Genomic DNA, 20,298 nt, shown 5'->3' on the forward strand with positions numbered 1-20,298 from the left:
ACGGTCCGGGCGCCAGCATTGCACAGCTAAAGTGCGGATTGAAACAAAAGCGTCATGAAAACAGGTTCATGCAGCCAAGAAAAAAGGGCCCGAAGGCCCTTTGATCTTTTGCACAGCGTTCGGGTTACTGACCCGGAATATCCTTGCGCAGTTTCACCGGATCCTGCTGTTGTTTCTTCTTGGCCATCGCGCCGCGCAGCTTGATGTTGATCGCTTCGACCGCCAGCGAGAACGCCATGGCGAAGTAGACGTAGCCCTTCGGTACATGCACGTCGAACGCTTCGGCGATCAGCACGGTGCCGACCACCAGCAGGAACGACAGCGCGAGCATTTTCAGCGACGGGTGCTTGTCGATGAACTCACTGATCTTGCCCGAGGCCAGCATCATCACCAGCACCGCCACGATGATTGCCGCGACCATGACCGGCACATGGGACACCATGCCGACAGCGGTGATCACCGAGTCCAGCGAGAACACGATGTCGATGATCGCGATCTGGATGATGGTGTAGAGGAAGTTGCCGCCCTTGCCGCCAGGCGTGTCGTCGCTTTCGTCTTCACCTTCCAGCGCGTGGTACATCTCCTGGGAGCTTTTCCACAGCAGGAACAGGCCACCGAAGAACAGGATCAGGTCACGTCCGGAAATGCCCTGGCCGAACACCACGAACAGGTCGGCGGTCAGGCGCATGACCCAGGTGATCGACAGCAGCAACAGGATCCGCGTGATCATGGCCAGGCCAAGACCGAAGATCCGGGTGCGCTGCTGCATGTGTTTGGGCATGCGGCTGACCAGGATCGAAATCATGATGATGTTATCGATGCCCAGAACGATTTCCAGGGCGGTCAGGGTAAAGAAGGCAACCCAGATCTCAGGGTTGGTCAGCCATTCCATGTGTATTCCTTTGAGCGTGTGTTAAACCAAGACGCCAGCAGACAGCTGGCGTTTGGTTGAGTTGATGCCGTTACAAAGTGCTGAACAGCGGGAAAGTCCCCAACAGCAAGGCTGCGACCAGTATGCACAGGCAAACCAGCACTGCCCACTTCAGGGTGAAACGTTGGTGATCGCCGAACTCGATCCCGGCCAGTGCGACCAGCAGATACGTCGACGGCACCAGTGGGCTCAGCAGGTGAACCGGCTGGCCGACAATCGAGGCACGGGCCATTTCCACCGCGGTGATGCCGTAATGGCTGGCCGCTTCGGACAATACCGGCAACACGCCGTAGTAGAACGCGTCGTTCGACATGAAGAACGTGAACGGCATGCTCACCAGCGCCGTGATCACCGCCAGGTACGGGCCGAGGAAATCAGGGATCACCGCCAGCAGGCTTTTCGACATGGCATCGACCATGCCGGTGCCCGACAGGATACCGGTGAAGATGCCCGCCGCGAAGATCAGACTGACCACCGACAGCACGCTGCCAGCGTGAGCCGCGACGCGGTCTTTCTGCTGTTGCAGGCAAGGGTAGTTAACGATCATTGCAATACTGAACGCCACCATGAACAGCACCGGCAGCGGCAGCAGGCCGGCGATCAGGGTGCACATCAGCGCCAGGGTCAACAGGCCGTTGAACCAGATCAGCTTCGGACGGCGGGCATCCGGGAATTGCGACACGCTGATTTCGCTGTGATCGATCTCGTCGCCGATCAGGTGCAGCTCACCCAGACGCGCACGTTCACGTTTGCCGTAGAAGTAGGCAATGATCAGGATCGCCACCACACCGGCCGCCATCGCCGGGATCATCGGCACGAAGATGTCCGACGGGTCCACGTGCAGCGCACTGGCGGCACGGGCGGTCGGGCCGCCCCAGGGGGTCATGTTCATCACGCCGCCGGCGAGGATGATCAGACCGGCCATGATCCGCGGGCTCATGCCGATGCGGCTGTAGAGCGGCAGCATGGCGGCCACGCAGATCATATAAGTGGTCGCGCCGTCACCATCGAGGGAAACGACGAGCGCCAGTACGGCGGTGCCGACCGAAACTTTCAGCGGGTCGCCCTTGACCAGTTTGAGGATCTTGCGCACGGCCGGGTCGAACAGGCCGGAGTCGATCATCAGGGCGAAATACAGAATGGCGAACATCAGCATCACGCCGGTCGGCGCAAGCTTGGTAATACCTTCGAGCATCATCGGGCCGATCTTCGGCGCGAAACCACCGAACAGGGCGAACAGGATCGGGATGATGATCAGAGCGATCAGCGCAGACAAGCGCTTGGTCATGATCAGGAACATGAACGTGATGACCATGGCAAAGCCAAGGAAAGTCAGCATGGGAATACTCCAGGCGTAGCGCGGCTAGGTAAGTGAGCGGATCGGGCGAGATCAGCGCAGAACGGGAAGCACGAGACGTACGGGCGGAGTTGGAGCGAGGAGGCGGGTAACAGAGGACATCAGAATCACCATTGTTGTTGTTAATTGGGCCTGACGTGCGAGCAATCACACACGTTGGCCAACCGGTCTGTTGCCGGTAGTGGCGGCGATCCTAATCGGGGAACCTTTCAGCTACCTTTCGCCGCTGAAAGCTTTGGGCGAATGGTCAACCGGCCGTCGGATACGACTAGAGTCAATGAACACGGGAACGGGAGGGCGAGACGATGAGTGAATTGCACAGCGGCGGCTGCCATTGCGGACATATCCGCTATCAGTTCAGCGGAACGCTGCAGGACATCGCCCACTGTCATTGCTCGATTTGCCGGCGGGTCAGCGGTGGCATCGTCACCACCTGGATCACGCTGCCGGCGGCGAACTTCCAGTGGCTGGCCGGGACACCTTCGCGCTACGACTCCTCGACGAGTTGCGCACGGTTCTTCTGCCCGAACTGCGGCGCGCAACTGGCGCTGGTGACGTTGCTCAGCCCCGAGAGCATCGATCTGACGGTCGCCACGCTGGACCACCCGGAACAAGCCGCCGCCGAGCGGCACATCTGGACCGACAGCCAGTTGCCGTGGCTGCATCTGGATGAACATCTGCCAGGCGAGCCTGAAGAAACCATCTGATTAAAAAATAGACAGATCCAGCGGCCGCATCGCGCCCATCCAGATCGCGTGCTCGGTGTGGTCCAGCAAGTCATCGCCGGTGTCCGGGTGCAGGAACACCACCAGCCCCTTGCGGTTGAGCGCCAGCCACGGCAATACGTCGCCGATCAGCTCCGGGCCGAAGGCCAATTGGCAGCTCCAGTCCGGGTGCGGGCCGACCGGGCGTTCATGCACGCGGCCCATCTTCAATGGAAACAACGCCGCCGCCTGCTCACACAGCGCCCGCGCCTGTTCGATCGTGCTGGCGTCGTAATAAACGTGGGCGTGATAACCCTTGATCGTCTGCATCGCAAACCCTCTGAATCGGTTCGAACCCTCGTATGTCACACGCCCTACAAGGGAAAACAAAGAGACCTCAGCCATGAAAAATGCCGAAACCCCAGTGGTGAAAGTGGTGCTCTATGGTGCCATGAGTAGCCTGGGCAGTGCGTTGATGGCTGAACGGCTGCTGGGCGTGCACGTGAGTTTTGTCGCGGCGTCGGCGATCGAAGGCAACTCCATTCCCGTCAGCGACTGCGCGCTGCTGGCCTGCTCGGCCATCAACCAATCGACAAACTGCTGAATCAACGCCCCTCGGCGTTTGCGCTGCGGCAGCACCACGTAATAACCGAGGCGGGAGAGGGTGGTCTCGGCAATCGGCCGGCACAACAGACCCTGCGCCAGCAAGTTATCCACAAGGTGCCGCCAGCCGATGGCCACACCCTGACCGCCAATCGCCGCCTGGATCAGCAAGGTGTAATTATCGAAACGCAGTTGCCCCGGCGCCGGCGGCGTATTGATGCCGAGTTCGCGGAACAGGCCGCTCCAGTCGAACCAGTTGCTGCTGTTCTCGCCGCGCAGATGCAGCAGCGGAAACTCCAGCAAGGCCTGGGCCGGCAGGGGCCGGGCGCGATCCTTGAGCAATTGCGGGCTGCACACCGGGAACACTTCTTCGCTGAACAGCCAATGACTTTCGCCCTGTTTGAAGCGACCGTCGCCGAACAGCACGGCAACGTCGATATCCGGGCGCAGCATATTGTGATTGCGCTCGCTGGTGACCAGGCTGACATCGACCTGCGGATTGGCTTCGTGAAAACGATGCAGACGCGGCATCAGCCAGTACGCAGCGAAGGCGAAGTCGGTGGCGACCTGCAGCACTTCATGCTGCTGTTGTGCGCTGATCGCGCTCAATCCTGCGTCGATATTCTGCAAACCGAGGGTGACTTGCTCGAAAAGGATCGAACCGACCTCCGTCAGTTCGATACCTCGGTAGATCCGGTCGAACAGTCGCGTCCCCAGCTGTTCCTCCAGCCGTTTGATCTGCTGACTGATCGCCGGCTGGGTGGTCCCAAGCTCCACCGCCGCCGCGGTAAAACTGCGATGACGGGCTGCTGCCTCGAAGGCGCGCAGCAGGTCGAGGGACAAATCACCGAGGGCGTCATACATAAGCTGTGCTTATCCTAGTCATTGTCCGGCGCGGGCTTTACCGGATATTGCGGGGAATCCATGCTCGATCGCAGCAATGTCGCATAAATATTCACTATGGAATGCCGCGATCACATGAAGCGCAAGAACATTCTCTTCATCATGGCCGATCAAATGGCCGCGCCAATGTTGCCGTTCTACGGCCCGTCGCCGATCAAACTGCCGAACCTCAGCCGCCTCGCCGAACAAGGCGTGGTGTTCGACGCCGCTTATTGCAACAGCCCGCTGTGCGCGCCGTCGCGTTTCACCCTGGTCAGTGGCCAGTTGCCGAGCAAGATCGGCGCCTACGACAATGCCGCCGATTTCCCCGCCGACATTCCGACCTACGCCCATTACCTGCGCCGCCTCGGCTATCGCACCGCGCTGTCGGGCAAGATGCATTTCTGTGGGCCGGATCAACTGCACGGCTACGAAGAGCGCCTGACCAGCGACATCTATCCGGCCGACTACGGCTGGGCGGTGAACTGGGATGAGCCCGATGTGCGGCCGAGCTGGTATCACAACATGTCTTCGGTATTACAGGCCGGGCCGTGCGTGCGCACCAACCAGCTCGATTTCGACGAAGAGGTGGTGTTCAAGGCTCAGCAGTACCTGTTCGATCACATTCGAGAGGACGGCGACCAGCCGTTCTGCCTGACCGTGTCGATGACTCACCCGCACGACCCGTACACGATTCCCAAGGCGTTCTGGGATTTGTACGACGATGCGGATATCCCGCTTCCGACAACGCCGGATCAGCATTCACTCGACCCGCATTCCCAGCGATTGCTCAAGGTTTACGACCTGTGGGACAAGCCGCTGCCTGTGGATAAGATTCGCGACGCCCGTCGGGCATACTTCGGTGCGTGCAGCTATATCGACGCCAACGTCGGCAAACTCCTGCAAACCCTCGACGAATGTGGGCTGACGGACGACACCATCATCGTGTTCTCCGGCGACCATGGCGACATGCTCGGCGAGCGTGGGCTCTGGTACAAAATGCACTGGTTCGAAATGGCCGCACGGGTGCCCCTGTTGATAAGTGCGCCCGGTCAGTTCAATGCAGGCCGCGTCAGCGCCGCCGTGTCCACCGCCGACCTGTTGCCGACCTTCGTGGAACTGGCCGGCGGCAGCCTGGAACCGAACCTGCCGCTGGACGGCCGCTCGCTGGTGTCGCACCTGCAAGGGCAGGGCGGTCATGACGAAGTGTTCGGCGAATACATGGCCGAAGGCACCGTCAGCCCGCTGATGATGATCCGGCGTGGCGCCTTCAAATTTATCTACAGCGAAACCGACCCTTGCCTACTCTTCGATGTGGATAACGATCCACGGGAGCAGGAAGAACTCAGCCAATCACCGCAACATCGCCAGCTGTTCGACGATTTTCTCGCCGAATCGCGGGCCAAGTGGGACATCCCGGCGATCCACTGCAAGGTGCTCGAAAGCCAGCGGCGCCGGCGCTTCGTCGCCGAGGCGCTGACCCTCGGCAAGCTGAAGAGCTGGGACCACCAGCCGCTGGTGGATGCCAGTCAGCAGTACATGCGCAACCACATCGACCTCGATGACCTGGAGCGCAAAGCCCGTTATCCACAACCCTGCCAAAACCAATAACGTTAAGGGGAAGTCCATGGTCAAGTTATCCACAATCGTGACGGTCAGCCTGCTGGCACTGGGCAGCGCATCCGCGTTCGCCGAGAGCTGCGACACGGTGAAAATGGCCGACCCCGGCTGGAGTGACATCGCCGCGACCAACGCCATCACCGGGTTTCTGCTGGATGGCATGGGCTATAAGGCCAAGGTCGACACGCTCGCGGTGCCGATCACCTTCGGCGGCTTGAAGGACGGTCAGGTCGACGTGTTCCTCGGCAACTGGATGCCGGCGCAGCAGGGCTTCTACGACAAGTTCGTGGCCACCGGCGACGTCACGCAACTGGCGAAGAACCTCGACGGCACCGAATTCACCCTGGCCGTACCGGATTACGTGTGGGATGCGGGTGTGCATAACTTTTCCGACCTGAACAAATTCGCGGACAAGTTCGAGAAGAAAATCTACGGCATCGGCTCCGGCGCGCCGGCGAACATCTCACTGCAAGAGATCATCAAGAAGAACGACTTCGACCTCGGCCAGTGGAAGCTGATCGAGTCCAGCGAACAGGCGATGCTGGCCGAAGTCTCCCGGGCAGTGAAGAAGCAGAAATTCGTCACCTTCCTCGGCTGGACCCCGCACCCGATGAACGTGCAACTGAAAATGCATTACCTCAAGGGCGGCGAGAAATACTTCGGCGACACGGGTAGCGTCTACACCCTGACCCGCAAGGGCTACGCCGAGGCCTGTCCGAATGTGGGTAAATTGCTGACCAATCTTTCGTTCACTCAGGAGATGGAGAACAGCATCATGGCCGAGGTGGTGAACAAGAAGGTCAGCAATGCGGAGGCGGTGAAGGCTTGGATCAAGGCGAATCCGGGGGTGTTGGATAAGTGGCTTGATGGGGTGAAGACGGTGGATGGGAAGGATGCGTTGCCGGCCGTGAAAGCCAAGCTTTGATCGCGGCGTGCTGAACTCCCGAGTTCGCTCTAGATCTTTTCCCCCCTCACCCCAGCCCTCTCCCCCCAAGGGGGGCGAGGGGGAAAGGGAGCCGATCTTCGCGCCTTTCAAATCCTGAGCTCGACTTTGATTTTTCAGGTCGATGTAGATGGACCATCCTCCTCGGTCAGTCCCCTCTCCCTCCGGGAGAGGGCTAGGGTGAGGGGGAAGGATTCAACTGACACACGACGACATCCGAAACCACCCTGTTACCCTTGCACCATTCCCGCAAACCGAGAGGATCCATGGCCCTCCCCAGCCGCCGCTCACTGTTCCCCTTCCTGACCTGGCTGCCCCGGCAGACCCGCGCCAGCGTCGGGCGGGATCTGGTCGTCGGCCTCAGCGGCGCGATTCTCGCGTTGCCCCAGTCGATTGCCTACGCCCTGATCGCCGGTCTCCCACCCGAATACGGCCTCTATGCCGCGATCATCCCGGTACTGATCGCCTGCCTGTGGGGCTCGTCGTGGCATCTGATCTGCGGGCCGACGGCGGCGATTTCGATTGTGCTGTTCGCCAGTGTCAGCCCACTGGCCGTGCCGGCATCGCAGGACTACATCACCCTTATCCTGCTGCTGACCTTCCTCGCGGGGATTTTCCAGTGGTTGCTCGGCCTGTTGCGCTTCGGCGCGCTGGTGAATTTCGTCTCGCACTCGGTGGTGCTGGGTTTCACCCTCGGGGCGGCGGTGGTGATTGCCATCGGCCAGTTGCCGAACCTGCTGGGGCTGGACCTGCCGGCCAAGGCGACGGCGCTGGCCAGCCTGATGGATTTGCTGCGTCATCTCGGGGCTGTGGATAAACCGTCGCTGGCCCTCGGTGTTGCCACAGTGGTGATCGGTGCGCTGCTCAAACAATGGCTGCCGCGTTGGCCGACGCTGTTGATGACCTTGGTGCTCGGCAGCCTGGTGGTGTGGCTGTGGCCGGCGATGTTCGGCCATGTTCAGTTGGTCAGCGCTTTTGTCGGGCGTCTGCCGCCGTTCAGCGGGTTGCCGCTGGATATGGATCTGGTCCTGCGCCTGCTGCCCAGCGCCGTGGCGGTGGGTATGCTCGGGTTGGTCACCAGCCTGTCGATTGCCCGCTCGATTGCCGCACGCTCGCAACAGTTGCTCGATGCCAATCAGGAAGTCCGCGCTCAGGGGCTTTCGAACATTGTCGGGGCGTTCTTTTCGGGATCATTGTCCGCCGGCTCGTTCACCCGTTCCGGGCTGAGCTATGAGGCCGGGGCCTGTTCGCCGCTGGCCGGGGTGTTTTCGGCGTTGTGGGTGGCGTTGTTCGCGATTTTCGGTGCCGGGCTGATCGCGCACATTCCGATTCCGGCCATGGCCGGCAGCATTCTGTTGATCGCCTGGGGACTGGTGGATCATCGCGGCATTCGTGCGCTGCTGCGGGTCAGCCGGGCAGAGTTCGTGGTGATGGGCCTGACCTGCGTCGCCACTTTGCTGCTGGAGTTGCAGACGGCGATTTACGCCGGTGTGCTGGCCTCGCTGTTTTTCTACCTCAAGCGCACTTCGCAGCCGAGAGTGCAGCATTGGCGCGATGGCGAAGACGATGTGCTACGGGTCGGCGGCTCGATCTTTTTCGGCGCCAGCCACTACCTGCAAGTGCGCCTGCAACGGATGCACGGCGCGCGGGTGGTGATCGAGGCGCAGCAGATCAACTTCATCGACTATTCAGGTGTGGAAATGCTGCATCAGGAGGCCCGGCGCCTGCTGCGCCAGGATCGCAGCCTGACCTTGCGTCAGGCGCGACCGCAGGTGGTGGAGGAATTGCGCAAACTCGAAGGGCCGGAGAAATGCCCGATCCGCTTCGAGGACTGAAGGTGCCTTACAGCGCCAACTGCCGACGCAATTCAGCCAGAACCGGCGCAGTGTCCGGACGCACTCCGCGCCACAGGAAGAACGCCTCCGCCGCCTGCTCGGCCAGCATGCCCAACCCGTCCATCACCACGCCCGCGCCGTGCTCGCTGGCCCAGCGGCAGAACGCGGTCGGTTCCTTGCCGTACATCATGTCGTAGCACAGGGTCTTGCCCGGTTCGATCAGACTCGCGGCAATCGGCGGTACGTCGCCGGTGAGGCTGGCAGAGGTGGCGTTGATGATCACGTCCACGGGCTCGCGCAGCCAGTCGAAGCCGCTGGCCGACACCGGCCCCAGATCACAGAACAGTTCGGCCAGTAGCTCGGCCTTGTCCACCGTGCGGTTGGCGATGATCACCGAGGCCGGTTTCTCCGCCAGCAATGGCTCCAGCGCACCGCGCACCGCGCCGCCCGCACCCAACAGCAGAATGCGTTTGCCGGTGAGGCTGAACCCGGCGTTGACCGTCAGGTCCCGCACCAGCCCGGCACCATCCGTGTTATCGCCGAGCAGGCTGCCGTCGGCGAGTTTGCTCAAGGTGTTCACCGCACCCGCGCGCTGGGCACGAGCGGTCAGGCTGTTGGCCAGGCGATAGGCGTCTTCCTTGAACGGCACGGTCACGTTGGCGCCGCGACCGTCCTGGAAAAACGCCGTGGCGCAGCCGGAAAAATCGTCCAGCGGTGCCAGCAGGGTGCTGTAGTCGAGGCTTTGCCCGGTCTGCTCGGCGAACAATTTGTGAATCATCGGCGACTTGCTGTGGCCAATCGGGTTACCGAAAACGACGTAACGATCCATCAGAAATCCTCAGGCCTGGGCCAGCCAGTCGCGATCTTGCAGGAAGTAGTCGGTCAGGCGCGCTTCTTCGCTGCCCGGCTCGGCCTTCCAGTCGTAGGCCCAGCGCACTTGCGGCGGCAGCGACATGAGGATCGACTCGGTGCGCCCGCCCGATTGCAGACCGAACAGGGTGCCACGGTCGTAAACCAGGTTGAACTCGACGTAGCGGCCGCGACGGAATTCCTGGAACTCGCGCTGCTTGGCGGTGAACGCATCGTTCTTGCGGCGCTGCACGATCGGCAGGTAAGCGTCGATATATGCATCGCCGATGGCGCGCATGAAGGCGAAGCTGGTGTCGAAGTCCCACTCGTTCAGGTCATCGAAGAACAGACCGCCGATGCCCCGTGGTTCGTGGCGGTGCTTGATGTGGAAATAGGTGTCGCACCAGGCCTTGTAGCGCGGATAGACATCAGGGCCGAACGGCGCGCAGGCCTGCTCGGCAATGCGGTGCCAGTGGATGCAGTCTTCTTCATTGCCGTAGTACGGCGTCAGGTCGAAACCGCCACCGAACCACCAGACCGGCTCTTCACCTTCCTTCTCGGCGATGAAAAAGCGCACGTTGGCGTGGGACGTCGGCACATGCGGGTTGTGCGGGTGGATCACCAGCGACACGCCGAGGGCTTCGAAACCGCGGCCGGCCAGTTCCGGCCGATGGGCACTGGCGGACGGTGGCAGGCCACTGCCGAAGACGTGGGAAAAGTTGACGCCGCCCTTTTCGATCACCGTGCCGTTCTCGATCACCCGGGTGCGACCGCCACCGCCGGCCGCACGGGTCCAGGCGTCTTCGACGAAGCGCGTGCCGCCGTCTTCAGATTCCAGCGCCGCGCAGATGCGGTCTTGCAGGTCGAGCAGATAGGCCTTTACGGCGTCGGTGCGGGTCGTCATGGCATCACCTTGGATCGGGGCGTAACTGCGCGGCGCCCCGCGCAAATGGGCGCGTAGCATACCATCGCAGGCCGGCACGCCGCAGTTGACGAAGATCAAGCATGGGAGTTCGATAGGGGCCTTTCAGAACATCCCAAGGAGTAGGCAGATGGCCAAGCGAATCCAGTTCCGCGCCCACGGCGGCCCCGAAGTGCTCGAGTATGTTGACTATCAACCTGCCGAGCCCGGCCCGCATCAGGTTCGCGTAAGCAACAAGGCCATCGGCCTGAATTTCATCGACACCTACTACCGCAGCGGTCTGTACGCGCCACCGGCATTGCCGTCGGGTGTGGGCTCGGAAGGCGCAGGCATCGTCGAGGCGGTGGGCAGCGCCGTCACCCGGTTCAAGGTTGGTGACCGTGTGGCGTATGGCAGCGGCCCGCTGGGCGCCTACAGCGACGTGCATGTCTTGCCCGAAGCAAATCTGGTGCACCTGCCGGACGCCATCAGCTTCGAAACCGCTGCTGGCGTGATGCTCAAGGGCCTGACCGTGCAGTACCTGCTGCGTCAGACTTATGAACTGCAGGGCGGCGAAACCATTCTGTTCCACGCAGCGGCCGGCGGCGTCGGTTTGCTGGCCTGCCAATGGGCGAAAGCGCTGGGTGTGAAGCTGATCGGCACCGTCAGCTCGCCAGCGAAAGCCGAACTGGCCAAGGCCCATGGCGCCTGGGCAACCATCGATTACAGCCACGAAAACGTCGCCCAGCGGGTGCTGGAATTGACCGACGGGAAAAAAGTCCCGGTGGTCTACGACGGCGTCGGCAAGGACACCTGGCCGGCCTCGCTGGACAGCGCAGCGCCCCGTGGCCTGGTGGTGAGCTTCGGCAACGCATCCGGCGCGGTGGACGGCGTGAACCTGGGGATTCTGGCGGCGAAAGGTTCGCTGTACGTAACCCGGCCAACGCTGGCGACCTACGCCAACAACGCCGAGAACCTGCAACGGATGGCCGATGAGCTGTTCGGGATGATCACCAGCGGCAAGCTGAAAGTGGATATCAGCCAGCGTTACGCACTGGCGGATGCGGCGAAGGCGCAGACCGAGTTGTCGGCGCGGCGCACGACGGGTTCGACTGTTCTGTTGCCATAAAACCGATGGTGGCGGGGAGCAAGCTCCCCGCCACCAGGCTCTTCGGATTTCAGGACGGGCGCACAACCTTGCCGGTCGCCAGATCGCGAATCAGGCTCGGGTTCTTGCGCCCACCGAGCATTCCGCCCAGCACCAGATCGACCTGACCACGGAAATACTGCTCGACCCGCAAGCGACTCTTCGCCGCCGGTCGTCCTTGCGGATTGGCCGAGGTCGAGATCAAAGGCCCGACCAGCGAGCACAAGTCCCGCACTTGAGGATGATCGCTGACCCGCAAAGCCACGGTGTCATGCACCCCCGTCACCCACTCCGGCAACAGGTTCTGGTGCGGCACCAGCCAGGTGTTCGGCCCCGGCCAGGTACTGGCCATGCGATCGATCCAGTCCTGGGGGAAATCCTCGAACAGGAAATCGAACTGACGAATGTTGTCAGCGACCAGGATCAACCCCTTGTCCACCGAACGGTTCTTGATCGCCAACAGGCGATCCACCGCTTCTTCATTCCATGGATCGCACCCCAGCCCCCAGACGGCTTCGGTTGGATAGGCAATCACCGCCCCGGCGCGAATCTCTCGTGCGGCTTGTTGCACACGCCAACTGTTGACCATGAAAAACTCTCCGAAAACAGGTTTTGCGCAGTTTACCGATCTTCAATGTAAAACCTAGCTTACCCGCGCAAACCAGCGGCCGTTTTCGCACACGGCGCGGCCCTCCATCTCCAGTTCGGTCAATGCCGCCAGTACTTTGGGCAACGCCCAGCCACTGCTGTCGGCCAGGCCCTCACTGGTGTGTGGCGCTGCGTGCAGCAGGCGCAGCAACGGATTGTCCGTAGCCGGTGTAGTCGTGGATACCGACAAGTGCTGCCAGCCACGCAGGGCCTCGAGGATGTGCTCGATGGTTTCCACCAGCACCGCACCATCGCGGATCAGTTGATGGCAACCGCGCGCGCCGGGGTGATGGATCGAGCCCGGAATCGCATAGACCTCACGACCCTGTTCCGCCGCCAGTCGCGCGGTGATCAACGAACCGCTGGCCACACTGGCCTCGACCACCAGTACGCCGAGGGACAAACCGCTGATGATCCGGTTGCGCCTGGGGAAGTTGCTCGCTGTCGGTCCGGCGTCCAGTGGAAACTCCGAAATCACCGCACTGCCAGAGGCAATCATCGTGTCCGCCAGCCGCCGATTGCGCTGTGGATAAAATTTTTCCAGGCCGGTGCCCAGCACACCGACGGTTTGCCCGCCGACGTCGAGCGCGGCTTGATGCACGGCGGCATCGATGCCCAACGCCAGGCCACTGGTGATGACGAAACCGGCTCCGGCCAGGCTGCGGGCAAACGCCGTGGCGGTGTCCATGCCCGGACGTGAGGCGCGGCGACTGCCGACCATCGCCAGCTGCGGTTTTTCCAGGGTCAGCGGGTCACCGGCAACAAACAGCAGCGGTGGCGGATCGGCAATCTGCGCCAGCAATGCCGGGTAGTCCGGCTGGTCGAGCATCAGCAAATGCTGGCCCGGGCGCTCTAGCCAGGCCAATGCGCGGCTCGCGCCGTCACGCACTTCAGGACAACGGCGAGCGTCGGCGCTCGCCACCGGCAAACCCAGCGAACGCCAGGCACTGGCCGGCGCACTGATGGCCTTGGAGGCGGAGCCGAACGCTTCGAGCAACCGGGCAAAACGTTTCGGGCCGATTTCCGGCAAACGGTGCAGGCGCAAACGCGCTTCCAGTTCCGCAGGGGAAACCGGCGTACAGACAGGCATCATCATGGATCATCCTTGATCGTTATAAGCCCCGAACCTTTCGGAACAAGCTGTGGATAAGTCTGTTGGTAACTTGTGAAGCCAGCTAAGGATTTCGCACCTTGTCCAGCACCGCCAGCGAGCGCGATGCGTTGAGTACAAGGCCGTAACTGAGTTTGTCGTAGGTGCGGAACACCATCAGCAATCCGGCGCGTTCATCGGGGATTTTCAACGGCTGGCCGGTGATCCGGTCACGCACGGTTTCCCCTGTTTTCATCACCACCAGCACGTTGCCTTCGGCCAGACCATCGCGTTTGCCCTTGTTCAGGGTCACCACGTCCATCGCGCCGATCTGCGTCACGCCGCGCGGAACATCGATGATCAGGCCTTTGATGTCGGTGGTGGGAGCGCTGGGCATGAAGGTCGAGTTGATGGAACGCTCTTCGCCGCTGAACAAACGGTCGCCGAGGCGCACTTCCTGGGTCGTGCGTTGCAGGGCGAGGGTGGCGACGTCGCCTTCGGTGGCGATGATCTCACCGCCGCCGATGTCGTCGGCGTTGATCCCCAGGAACTCCTTGCTCTGCGGATCGGTGTAGACCTTGCCCTGGCGGAAGATGCCGTAGACAGGCTGATTCGGATCGAAATGGCCTCGGGCGAAGATCCGGTCGCCGGTGCCGCTGAGCACCCGCTCGGCATCGCCGGCAACGATGTACGGCGCCTTGTCGAAGTCCTCGACCTTGTCGACGATGCGGTTGCTCAGCAGAAAGCTGTTGATGGATTTGAGCGGAATGCTCGGGATCGCTTCGGCCACCGGGCTGCTGCGGATCCGTGGCGACAGCTTGATGGTGCCGCGCGACGCCCCGCGATTGAGGGTCAGGCGGGGCTGGCCGTTGACGTAACTGAGCGTCAGCGTGTCGCCCGGATAGATCAGGTTGGGGTTTTCGATCTGCGGATTGGCCCGCCACAGCTGCGGCCACTGCCAGGGTTCGCGCAAATATTTACCGGAGATGTCCCAGAGCGTATCCCCCGAAACCACCGTGTATTGCTGTGGAAAACCTTCCTTGAGTTGCACTTGCCCGTGCGCGGCGCCGGCCGAGGCCAGAAACAGCAGGGCGAGTAGTGATTTCCTCATGCGGTGAATCCCTTTATTATGTGCGTTCGCGTGAAACGCCAGAGCCCCCGTGGCTCGCTCCCTGCTCTATGCTTAAAAGCAAGGAGCTACGTTTCACAACGGTAGCCTGCATCTTCGGACCCGCCAGGCCATCGACCCGACTTTACCTCACACGTGCAGCAATCAAGCTTATGGCCATTTTGAACATCCTCGAATTTCCGGACCCGCGTCTGCGCACTATCGCCAAACCTGTGGCTGTAGTGGACGACGAAGTGCGTCAGCTGGTCGATGACATGTTTGAAACAATGTATGAAGCGCCGGGCATCGGCCTTGCCGCGACCCAGGTCAACGTGCACAAACGTATCGTCGTGATGGACCTTTCCGAAGACCGCACCGAACCGCGGGTGTTCATCAACCCCGAGTTCGAATCGCTGACCGACGAAATGGAGCAATACCAGGAAGGCTGCCTCTCGGTGCCGGGTTTCTACGAAAACGTCGACCGCCCGCAGAAGGTCAAGATCAAGGCTCTGGATCGTGACGGCAAGCCTTACGAACTGATCGCCGAAGGCCTGCTCGCCGTGTGCATCCAGCACGAATGCGACCACCTCAACGGCAAGTTGTTCGTCGATTACCTGTCCACGCTCAAACGCGACCGGATCAAGAAGAAACTGGAAAAGCAGCACCGCCAGAACGCTTGATGCCCCTCTCCAAAGGCTTGCTGCGGCAAGCCTTTTTCTTTTTATGAGACTCCCCCATGACTGAGCCACTGCGCATCGTTTTTGCCGGCACCCCGGAATTCGCCGCCGAACACCTCAAGGCCCTGCTGGACAGCCCTTACGAGATCGTTGCGGTCTACACCCAACCGGATCGTCCGGCCGGTCGTGGGCAAAAGCTGATGCCGAGCCCGGTCAAACAGCTCGCCCTGGAAAACAATATCCAGGTGTTGCAGCCGCCGACCCTGCGCAACGCTGACGCTCAGGCCGAGCTCGCAGCGCTGAAGCCGGACTTGATGGTGGTGGTCGCCTATGGCCTGATCCTGCCGCAAGTGGTGCTGGATATTCCGCGCCTGGGCTGCATCAACAGCCACGCCTCCCTGCTGCCACGCTGGCGCGGTGCGGCGCCGATCCAGCGCGCCGTCGAAGCAGGCGACGCCGAAAGCGGCGTGACCGTGATGCGCATGGAAGCGGGCCTGGACACCGGACCGATGCTGCTCAAGGTCGTCACCCCGATCAGCGCCGAGGACACCGGCGGCAGCCTCCACGACCGCCTCGCCGAGATGGGCCCGCCAGCCGTCGTGCAAGCGATTGCCGGTCTGGCCGCTGGCACCCTGGAAGGCGAAGTGCAGAACGATGAACTCGCCACCTACGCGCACAAACTGAACAAGGACGAAGCACGCATCGACTGGAGCCGTCCGGCCATCGAGCTGGAACGTCTGGTCCGCGCCTTCAATCCATGGCCGATCACCCACAGCACGCTCAACGGCGAAGCGCTGAAAGTGCTGGCGGCGACACTGGCCGAAGGCAAAGGCGCACCGGGCACCATCCTCGGCGCCAGCAAGGACGGCCTGCTCGTCGCCTGTGGCGAACAGGCGCTGTGCCTGACCCGCCTGCAATTGCCCGGCGGCAAGGCGCTGAACTTCAGCGATCTGTTCAACAGCCGTCGTGAGAAATTCGCCACCGGCACGGTGCTTGGCGCAGCGGTGGACGCGCAATGAACCCGCGTCTGGCCGCCGCCAAGGCACTCGCCGCTGTCCTGAGCGGCAAGGCTTCGCTCAACAGCTCCCTGCCGACACAACTGGACAAGGTCGAGGATCGCGATCGCGGCTTCACTCAGGACTTGGCGTTCGGCACCGCCCGCTGGCAGCCACGTTTGTCGGCGCTGGCGGAAAAACTTTTGCAGAAGCCGTTCAAGGCTGCCGACGCCGATGTCGAGGCGCTGCTGCTGGTCGGTCTCTATCAGTTGCTCTACACCCGTGTCCCGGCTCACGCCGCCATCGGCGAAACCGTCGGTTGCGCCGACAAGCTGAAAAAGCCGTGGGCGAAAGGCTTGCTCAACGCCGTACTGCGCAACGCCCAACGCGAACATGAGGCGATCTTCGCCGAACTGGAGCGCGATCCGGTAGTGCGCACCGCCCACCCGCGCTGGCTGCAAAAATCCCTGAAGGCCTTCTGGCCTGAACAGTGGGAAGCCATCTGCGAGGCGAACAACGCGCATCCGCCGATGATTCTGCGGGTCAACCGTCGTCATCACAGCCGTGACGCCTACCTCGATCTGCTGATTGAAGCGGGCATCGCCGCGCAACCGTGCACCTTCAGCCGCGACGGCATCATCCTCGACGCCGCCGCTGACGTGCGCAGCCTGCCGGGTTTCGCCGAGGGCTGGATCAGCGTGCAGGACGAAGCCGCGCAACTGGCCGCCGACCTGCTCGATCTCGCACCGGGTCAGCGAGTGCTGGACGCCTGCTGTGCACCGGGCGGCAAGACCTGCCACATCCTCGAAGCCGAACCGGCGCTGGCCGGCGTGGTCGCGGTGGACCTGGAAGCCAAGCGTCTGGTGCGGGTGAAGGAAAACCTCGAACGCCTCGGCCTGAACGCCGAACTGATCGCCGCCGACGGTCGCGACACGGCGGTATGGTGGGACGGCAAACCGTTCCAGCGCATCCTGCTCGACGCGCCGTGCTCGGCCACCGGGGTGATCCGCCGCCATCCGGACATCAAGCTGACCCGTCAGGCCGACGACATCGCGGCCCTCGCGCAACTGCAAGGCGAGTTGCTCGACGCCATGTGGAAAACCCTCGAAGTGGGCGGCATCCTGCTCTACGCCACCTGCTCGACCTTGCCGACCGAGAACACCGAAGTCATCGGAGCATTCCTTGAGCGCACACCGGGTGCCCGGGAACTGGATCTGGCCACCGCTGCCGGGATCAAGCAGCCCCATGGTCGCCAATTGCTGGCCCAGCAGGGCGGGCATGACGGGTTCTACTACGCCAAGCTGATCAAGATCGCTGCCGCGCGCGGCTAAACGGATTCAATGGAGTGACGGGTTGAAAATCATCATCCTCGGTGCAGGGCAGGTCGGCGGTTCGCTGGCTGAACATCTGGCCAGCGAAGCCAACGACATCACCGTGGTCGACACCGATGGCGACCGTCTGCGCGACCTCGGCGACCGTCTCGATATCCGCACCGTGCAGGGCCGTGGCTCGTTGCCGAACATTCTGCGTCAGGCCGGAGCCGACGACGCCGACATGCTGGTGGCGGTGACCAACAGCGACGAAACCAACATGGTCGCCTGTCAGGTTGCCCACACCCTGTTCCACACCCCGACCAAGATCGCCCGGGTACGCGAAGCCTCGTACCTGACCCGCGAAGAGCAACTGTTCCAGAACGAGGCGATCCCGGTCGACGTGCTGATCAGCCCCGAGCAAGTGGTCACCAACTACATCAAGCGCCTGATCCAGCATCCCGGCGCCTTGCAGGTGATCGACTTCGCCGAGGGCCAGGCACAACTGGTGGCGGTGCGTGCCTATTACGGCGGGCCGCTGGTGGGCCAGCAACTGCGCCAGCTGCGCGAACACATGCCAAATGTGGAAACGCGGGTAGCGGCAATCTTCCGCCGCGACCGACCGATTCTTCCTCAGGGCGACACGGTGATCGAGGCCGACGACGAAGTCTTCTTCATCGCCGCCCGTGAGAACATTCGCGCCGTGATGAGCGAAATGCGCCGCCTCGACGAAACCTACAAGCGCATCGTCATTGCCGGCGGCGGGCAGATCGGTGAGCGGCTGGCCGAGGCCATCGAAAGCCGTTACCAGGTGAAGATCATCGAGATGAACCCGGCGCGCTGCCGTTATCTCTCCGATACCCTCGACAGCACCGTGGTGTTGCAGGGCAGCGCTTCAGATCGCGACCTGCTACTGGAAGAGAACATCGCCGACGCGGACATCTTCCTCGCCCTGACCAACGATGACGAAGCCAACATCATGTCGTCGCTGCTGGCCAAGCGTCTGGGCGCGAAGAAGGTGATGACGATCATCAACAACCCGGCCTACGTCGACTTGATCCAGGGCGGTGACATCGACATCGCCATCAGCCCGCAACTGGCGACCATCGGCACCTTGCTGGCCCACGTGCGGCGCGGCGATATCGTCAGCGTGCACTCCTTGCGCCGGGGCGCGGCGGAAGCCATTGAAGCGGTGGCCCATGGTGATTCGAAGTCGAGCAAGGTCATCGGCAAGGCCATCGAAAACATCGCCCTGCCACCGGGGACCACCATCGGCGCGATCATCCGCGATGAAGAAGTGATCATCGCCCATGACGACACAGTGATTGCCGCGGGCGACCATGTGATTCTGTTCCTTGTGGATAAAAAGCACATTCGCGACGTGGAGAAGCTGTTCCACGTGGGATTGAGCTTCTTCTGACCGACCAAGAGGCGAGACCGATGATCGAATCCCTGGAAAAAATGCTCGCCAAGGGTGTGGACAACTCTTTACTGCGCTTCGGTTTGGGCAAGGGTTATCTGGATCTGGGAGAAAACGCGAAGGCGGCCGAGCATTTCCAGCGTTGCGTCGGCTTCGATCCGAAATACTCGGCAGCATGGAAACTGTTGGGCAAGGCGCAGTTGGCGCTGGGTGATCTGGCGGCTGCACGCCAAGCGTGGGAGCAGGGGCTGGAAGCGGCCCGGGCCCATGGCGACAAGCAGGCGGAGAAGGAAATGATGGTGTTTCTGAAGAAGCTGGATCGGCAAAAGCCGTGACGGCTGTGGATAACCCGTTTTGTCAGGTTATCCACAATTGCACATCGCCGATCAGTACCAACGCGCCTCGCCCGGCGGACGCTTCTTGAAGCGTTTCATGCTCCACATGTACTGGCTCGGATAAGCCGCCACATAACGCTCGACCACCTGACTCATCGCTGCGCAGGACGTTTCGGTGTCGGTGCTGTACATCGCTTCCGGCGCGGCTTCCAGAATCACCTTGTAGCCAGAACCGTCCGGCAGACGCAGCGCATGCAGGAACACGCCGACGGCCTTGCCGCCAGCGAGCATGTTCGGCACGAACTTGCTGGTCAGGGCTTGGGTGGCGAAGAACGGCACGAAGATCCCGGCGGATTCGGCCGGTTCCGGGTCCGCAGGAATCCCCACCTGACCGCCCTTGCGCACTTCCTTGATGACGCTGAGGATGCCTTCCTTGGTCGACGCCGCCACGCGGTTGCCCAACTGCACCCGCTGCTTGCGCAGCAATTCATCCACAGCCTTGAGCTTCGGCGGACGATAGAAAATGATCGGTTTGCACTGGCTGCAATAGAAGTGGTTGAGCACTTCCCAGTTGCCCAGGTGGCTGGTGATGCCGACCACGCCTTTGCCGGACGCCAGCGCATCCTTGAGGATGTCGAGGCCTTCGACTTCGCGCACCAGGTCAATGGAACGCTGGGCCGGCCAGATCCAGGCGCAGGCGCTTTCGGTCAGGGACTTGCCGATGTCTTTCAGGCTCTGGCCGACCAGACGCTCACGTTCGGCCGGATCCATCTGTGGAAAACATTTGGCGAGGTTGATCCGCACCACATCGCGGGAACGGTTGGGGGTTTTCCACATGATCCAGCCGATCGCCGAACCCACGGCCTGCACGGCCCGCCACGGAAGCAGGGCAAACAGCCGCAGAGCGCCAACCAGCATGGCGCCTTTAAACTTTTCCACAGGT

19 protein-coding genes and 2 pseudogenes are annotated in these 20,298 nt (G+C 62.0%); 11 read left to right on the forward strand and 10 right to left on the reverse strand.

Annotation, left to right across the window (positions count from 1 at the left end):
- Positions 1-124 precede the first annotated feature (124 nt).
- Complete coding sequence (locus AC1RR7_RS08080) at positions 125-892, reverse strand: TerC family protein (RefSeq protein WP_096822404.1); 768 nt, start codon at positions 890-892, stop codon at positions 125-127.
- A gap of 70 nt (positions 893-962) precedes the next feature.
- Entirely contained in the window at positions 963-2,270 is a 1,308-nt protein-coding gene (locus AC1RR7_RS08085) for a CitMHS family transporter (protein WP_096822403.1), read from the reverse strand.
- 323 nt (positions 2,271-2,593) lie between these two features.
- On the opposite strand from AC1RR7_RS08085, the gene AC1RR7_RS08090 reads away from it, so the two are divergent.
- Entirely contained in the window at positions 2,594-2,995 is a 402-nt protein-coding gene (locus tag AC1RR7_RS08090; RefSeq protein WP_096822402.1) for a GFA family protein, read from the forward strand.
- Here the strand turns inward: AC1RR7_RS08090 and AC1RR7_RS08095 are convergent, their stop codons facing one another.
- On the reverse strand, positions 2,996-3,322 hold the full coding sequence (locus AC1RR7_RS08095; RefSeq protein WP_096822401.1) for a DOPA 4,5-dioxygenase family protein: 327 nt from the start codon (positions 3,320-3,322) through the stop codon (positions 2,996-2,998).
- A gap of 73 nt (positions 3,323-3,395) precedes the next feature.
- Between AC1RR7_RS08095 and AC1RR7_RS08100 the strand changes: the two are divergent.
- Positions 3,396-3,494: pseudogene (locus tag AC1RR7_RS08100) on the forward strand (NADH-flavin reductase); the annotation flags it as partial.
- A gap of 20 nt (positions 3,495-3,514) precedes the next feature.
- Here the strand turns inward: AC1RR7_RS08100 and AC1RR7_RS08105 are convergent.
- Positions 3,515-4,459: pseudogene (locus AC1RR7_RS08105) on the reverse strand (choline sulfate utilization transcriptional regulator); the annotation flags it as partial.
- 114 nt (positions 4,460-4,573) lie between these two features.
- Between AC1RR7_RS08105 and betC the strand changes: the two are divergent.
- The 3 genes from betC (at position 4,574) to AC1RR7_RS08120 (ending at position 8,875) form a co-directional block, all read left to right on the forward strand.
- On the forward strand, positions 4,574-6,088 hold the full coding sequence (gene betC / locus AC1RR7_RS08110; RefSeq protein ID WP_493157055.1) for a choline-sulfatase: 1,515 nt from the start codon (positions 4,574-4,576) through the stop codon (positions 6,086-6,088).
- Between the two features lie 16 nt (positions 6,089-6,104).
- Positions 6,105-7,022, forward strand: coding sequence for a choline ABC transporter substrate-binding protein (choX, locus tag AC1RR7_RS08115; RefSeq protein ID WP_493157057.1), 918 nt, complete (start codon positions 6,105-6,107; stop codon positions 7,020-7,022).
- A gap of 284 nt (positions 7,023-7,306) precedes the next feature.
- The gene (locus tag AC1RR7_RS08120; protein ID WP_096822397.1) at positions 7,307-8,875 is read left to right on the forward strand and encodes a SulP family inorganic anion transporter; all 1,569 of its coding nucleotides are present in this window, start codon (positions 7,307-7,309) and stop codon (positions 8,873-8,875) included.
- A 7-nt stretch (positions 8,876-8,882) separates the two neighbouring features.
- Here the strand turns inward: AC1RR7_RS08120 and aroE are convergent, their stop codons facing one another.
- On the reverse strand, positions 8,883-9,704 hold the full coding sequence (gene aroE, locus AC1RR7_RS08125; RefSeq protein WP_102621178.1) for a shikimate dehydrogenase: 822 nt from the start codon (positions 9,702-9,704) through the stop codon (positions 8,883-8,885).
- A 9-nt stretch (positions 9,705-9,713) separates the two neighbouring features.
- Entirely contained in the window at positions 9,714-10,628 is a 915-nt protein-coding gene (hemF, locus tag AC1RR7_RS08130; RefSeq protein ID WP_493065561.1) for an oxygen-dependent coproporphyrinogen oxidase, read from the reverse strand.
- A gap of 148 nt (positions 10,629-10,776) precedes the next feature.
- Here hemF and AC1RR7_RS08135 point away from each other — a divergent pair, with 148 nt between their 5' ends.
- On the forward strand, positions 10,777-11,754 hold the full coding sequence (locus AC1RR7_RS08135) for an NADPH:quinone reductase (protein WP_102621179.1): 978 nt from the start codon (positions 10,777-10,779) through the stop codon (positions 11,752-11,754).
- Between the two features lie 49 nt (positions 11,755-11,803).
- On the opposite strand, the gene tsaC is transcribed toward AC1RR7_RS08135, so the two are convergent.
- From tsaC to AC1RR7_RS08150, 3 genes are all read right to left on the reverse strand, one after another.
- The gene (gene tsaC / locus AC1RR7_RS08140) at positions 11,804-12,361 is read right to left on the reverse strand and encodes an L-threonylcarbamoyladenylate synthase type 1 TsaC (protein ID WP_096822394.1); all 558 of its coding nucleotides are present in this window, start codon (positions 12,359-12,361) and stop codon (positions 11,804-11,806) included.
- A gap of 54 nt (positions 12,362-12,415) precedes the next feature.
- A complete protein-coding gene (gene dprA / locus AC1RR7_RS08145; protein WP_493065563.1) occupies positions 12,416-13,516 on the reverse strand; it encodes a DNA-processing protein DprA in 1,101 nt (366 codons plus the stop codon).
- A 79-nt stretch (positions 13,517-13,595) separates the two neighbouring features.
- Complete coding sequence (locus tag AC1RR7_RS08150; protein ID WP_096822392.1) at positions 13,596-14,621, reverse strand: LysM peptidoglycan-binding domain-containing protein; 1,026 nt, start codon at positions 14,619-14,621, stop codon at positions 13,596-13,598.
- A 170-nt stretch (positions 14,622-14,791) separates the two neighbouring features.
- On the opposite strand from AC1RR7_RS08150, the gene def reads away from it, so the two are divergent.
- The 5 genes from def to AC1RR7_RS08175 are packed head-to-tail and all read left to right on the forward strand — an operon-like array spanning position 14,792 to position 19,355.
- On the forward strand, positions 14,792-15,298 hold the full coding sequence (gene def / locus AC1RR7_RS08155) for a peptide deformylase (RefSeq protein ID WP_007954104.1): 507 nt from the start codon (positions 14,792-14,794) through the stop codon (positions 15,296-15,298).
- Between the two features lie 56 nt (positions 15,299-15,354).
- The gene (gene fmt, locus AC1RR7_RS08160) at positions 15,355-16,314 is read left to right on the forward strand and encodes a methionyl-tRNA formyltransferase (RefSeq protein WP_273540099.1); all 960 of its coding nucleotides are present in this window, start codon (positions 15,355-15,357) and stop codon (positions 16,312-16,314) included.
- Positions 16,311-17,621: a 16S rRNA (cytosine(967)-C(5))-methyltransferase RsmB gene (gene rsmB / locus AC1RR7_RS08165; RefSeq protein WP_493065566.1), complete on the forward strand. Its 1,311-nt coding sequence runs from the start codon at positions 16,311-16,313 to the stop codon at positions 17,619-17,621. Before fmt ends, rsmB begins: the two co-directional genes overlap by 4 nt.
- Before the next feature lie 22 nt (positions 17,622-17,643).
- Positions 17,644-19,020 (forward strand): Trk system potassium transporter TrkA, encoded by a 1,377-nt coding sequence (trkA, locus tag AC1RR7_RS08170; RefSeq protein WP_007954108.1) that lies wholly within the window; start codon positions 17,644-17,646, stop codon positions 19,018-19,020.
- Positions 19,021-19,040: 20 nt separating this feature from the next.
- On the forward strand, positions 19,041-19,355 hold the full coding sequence (locus AC1RR7_RS08175) for a tetratricopeptide repeat protein (RefSeq protein ID WP_096822389.1): 315 nt from the start codon (positions 19,041-19,043) through the stop codon (positions 19,353-19,355).
- Positions 19,356-19,406: 51 nt separating this feature from the next.
- Here AC1RR7_RS08175 and AC1RR7_RS08180 read toward each other — a convergent pair whose 3' ends face one another.
- A complete protein-coding gene (locus tag AC1RR7_RS08180; protein ID WP_085713088.1) occupies positions 19,407-20,294 on the reverse strand; it encodes a lysophospholipid acyltransferase in 888 nt (295 codons plus the stop codon).
- Positions 20,295-20,298 lie beyond the last annotated feature (4 nt).

Source organism: Pseudomonas sp. GW821-FHT11G12 (genome assembly GCF_058808055.1).

Bases quoted from the DNA above. Each gene is read 5' to 3' on its own strand.
- aroE (WP_102621178.1), bottom strand. From the start codon at position 9,704: ATGGATCGTTACGTCGTTTTCGGTAACCCGATTGGCCACAGCAAGTCG.
- AC1RR7_RS08095 (WP_096822401.1), bottom strand. From the start codon at position 3,322: ATGCAGACGATCAAGGGTTATCACGCCCACGTTTATTACGACGCCAGC.
- AC1RR7_RS08085 (WP_096822403.1), bottom strand. From the start codon at position 2,270: ATGCTGACTTTCCTTGGCTTTGCCATGGTCATCACGTTCATGTTCCTG.
- AC1RR7_RS08175 (WP_096822389.1), top strand. From the start codon at position 19,041: ATGATCGAATCCCTGGAAAAAATGCTCGCCAAGGGTGTGGACAACTCT.
- AC1RR7_RS08150 (WP_096822392.1), bottom strand. From the start codon at position 14,621: ATGAGGAAATCACTACTCGCCCTGCTGTTTCTGGCCTCGGCCGGCGCC.
- rsmB (WP_493065566.1), top strand. From the start codon at position 16,311: ATGAACCCGCGTCTGGCCGCCGCCAAGGCACTCGCCGCTGTCCTGAGC.
- AC1RR7_RS08090 (WP_096822402.1), top strand. From the start codon at position 2,594: ATGAGTGAATTGCACAGCGGCGGCTGCCATTGCGGACATATCCGCTAT.
- AC1RR7_RS08080 (WP_096822404.1), bottom strand. From the start codon at position 892: ATGGAATGGCTGACCAACCCTGAGATCTGGGTTGCCTTCTTTACCCTG.
- betC (WP_493157055.1), top strand. From the start codon at position 4,574: ATGAAGCGCAAGAACATTCTCTTCATCATGGCCGATCAAATGGCCGCG.
- tsaC (WP_096822394.1), bottom strand. From the start codon at position 12,361: ATGGTCAACAGTTGGCGTGTGCAACAAGCCGCACGAGAGATTCGCGCC.
- fmt (WP_273540099.1), top strand. From the start codon at position 15,355: ATGACTGAGCCACTGCGCATCGTTTTTGCCGGCACCCCGGAATTCGCC.
- hemF (WP_493065561.1), bottom strand. From the start codon at position 10,628: ATGACGACCCGCACCGACGCCGTAAAGGCCTATCTGCTCGACCTGCAA.
- AC1RR7_RS08135 (WP_102621179.1), top strand. From the start codon at position 10,777: ATGGCCAAGCGAATCCAGTTCCGCGCCCACGGCGGCCCCGAAGTGCTC.
- AC1RR7_RS08120 (WP_096822397.1), top strand. From the start codon at position 7,307: ATGGCCCTCCCCAGCCGCCGCTCACTGTTCCCCTTCCTGACCTGGCTG.
- def (WP_007954104.1), top strand. From the start codon at position 14,792: ATGGCCATTTTGAACATCCTCGAATTTCCGGACCCGCGTCTGCGCACT.
- dprA (WP_493065563.1), bottom strand. From the start codon at position 13,516: ATGATGATGCCTGTCTGTACGCCGGTTTCCCCTGCGGAACTGGAAGCG.
- choX (WP_493157057.1), top strand. From the start codon at position 6,105: ATGGTCAAGTTATCCACAATCGTGACGGTCAGCCTGCTGGCACTGGGC.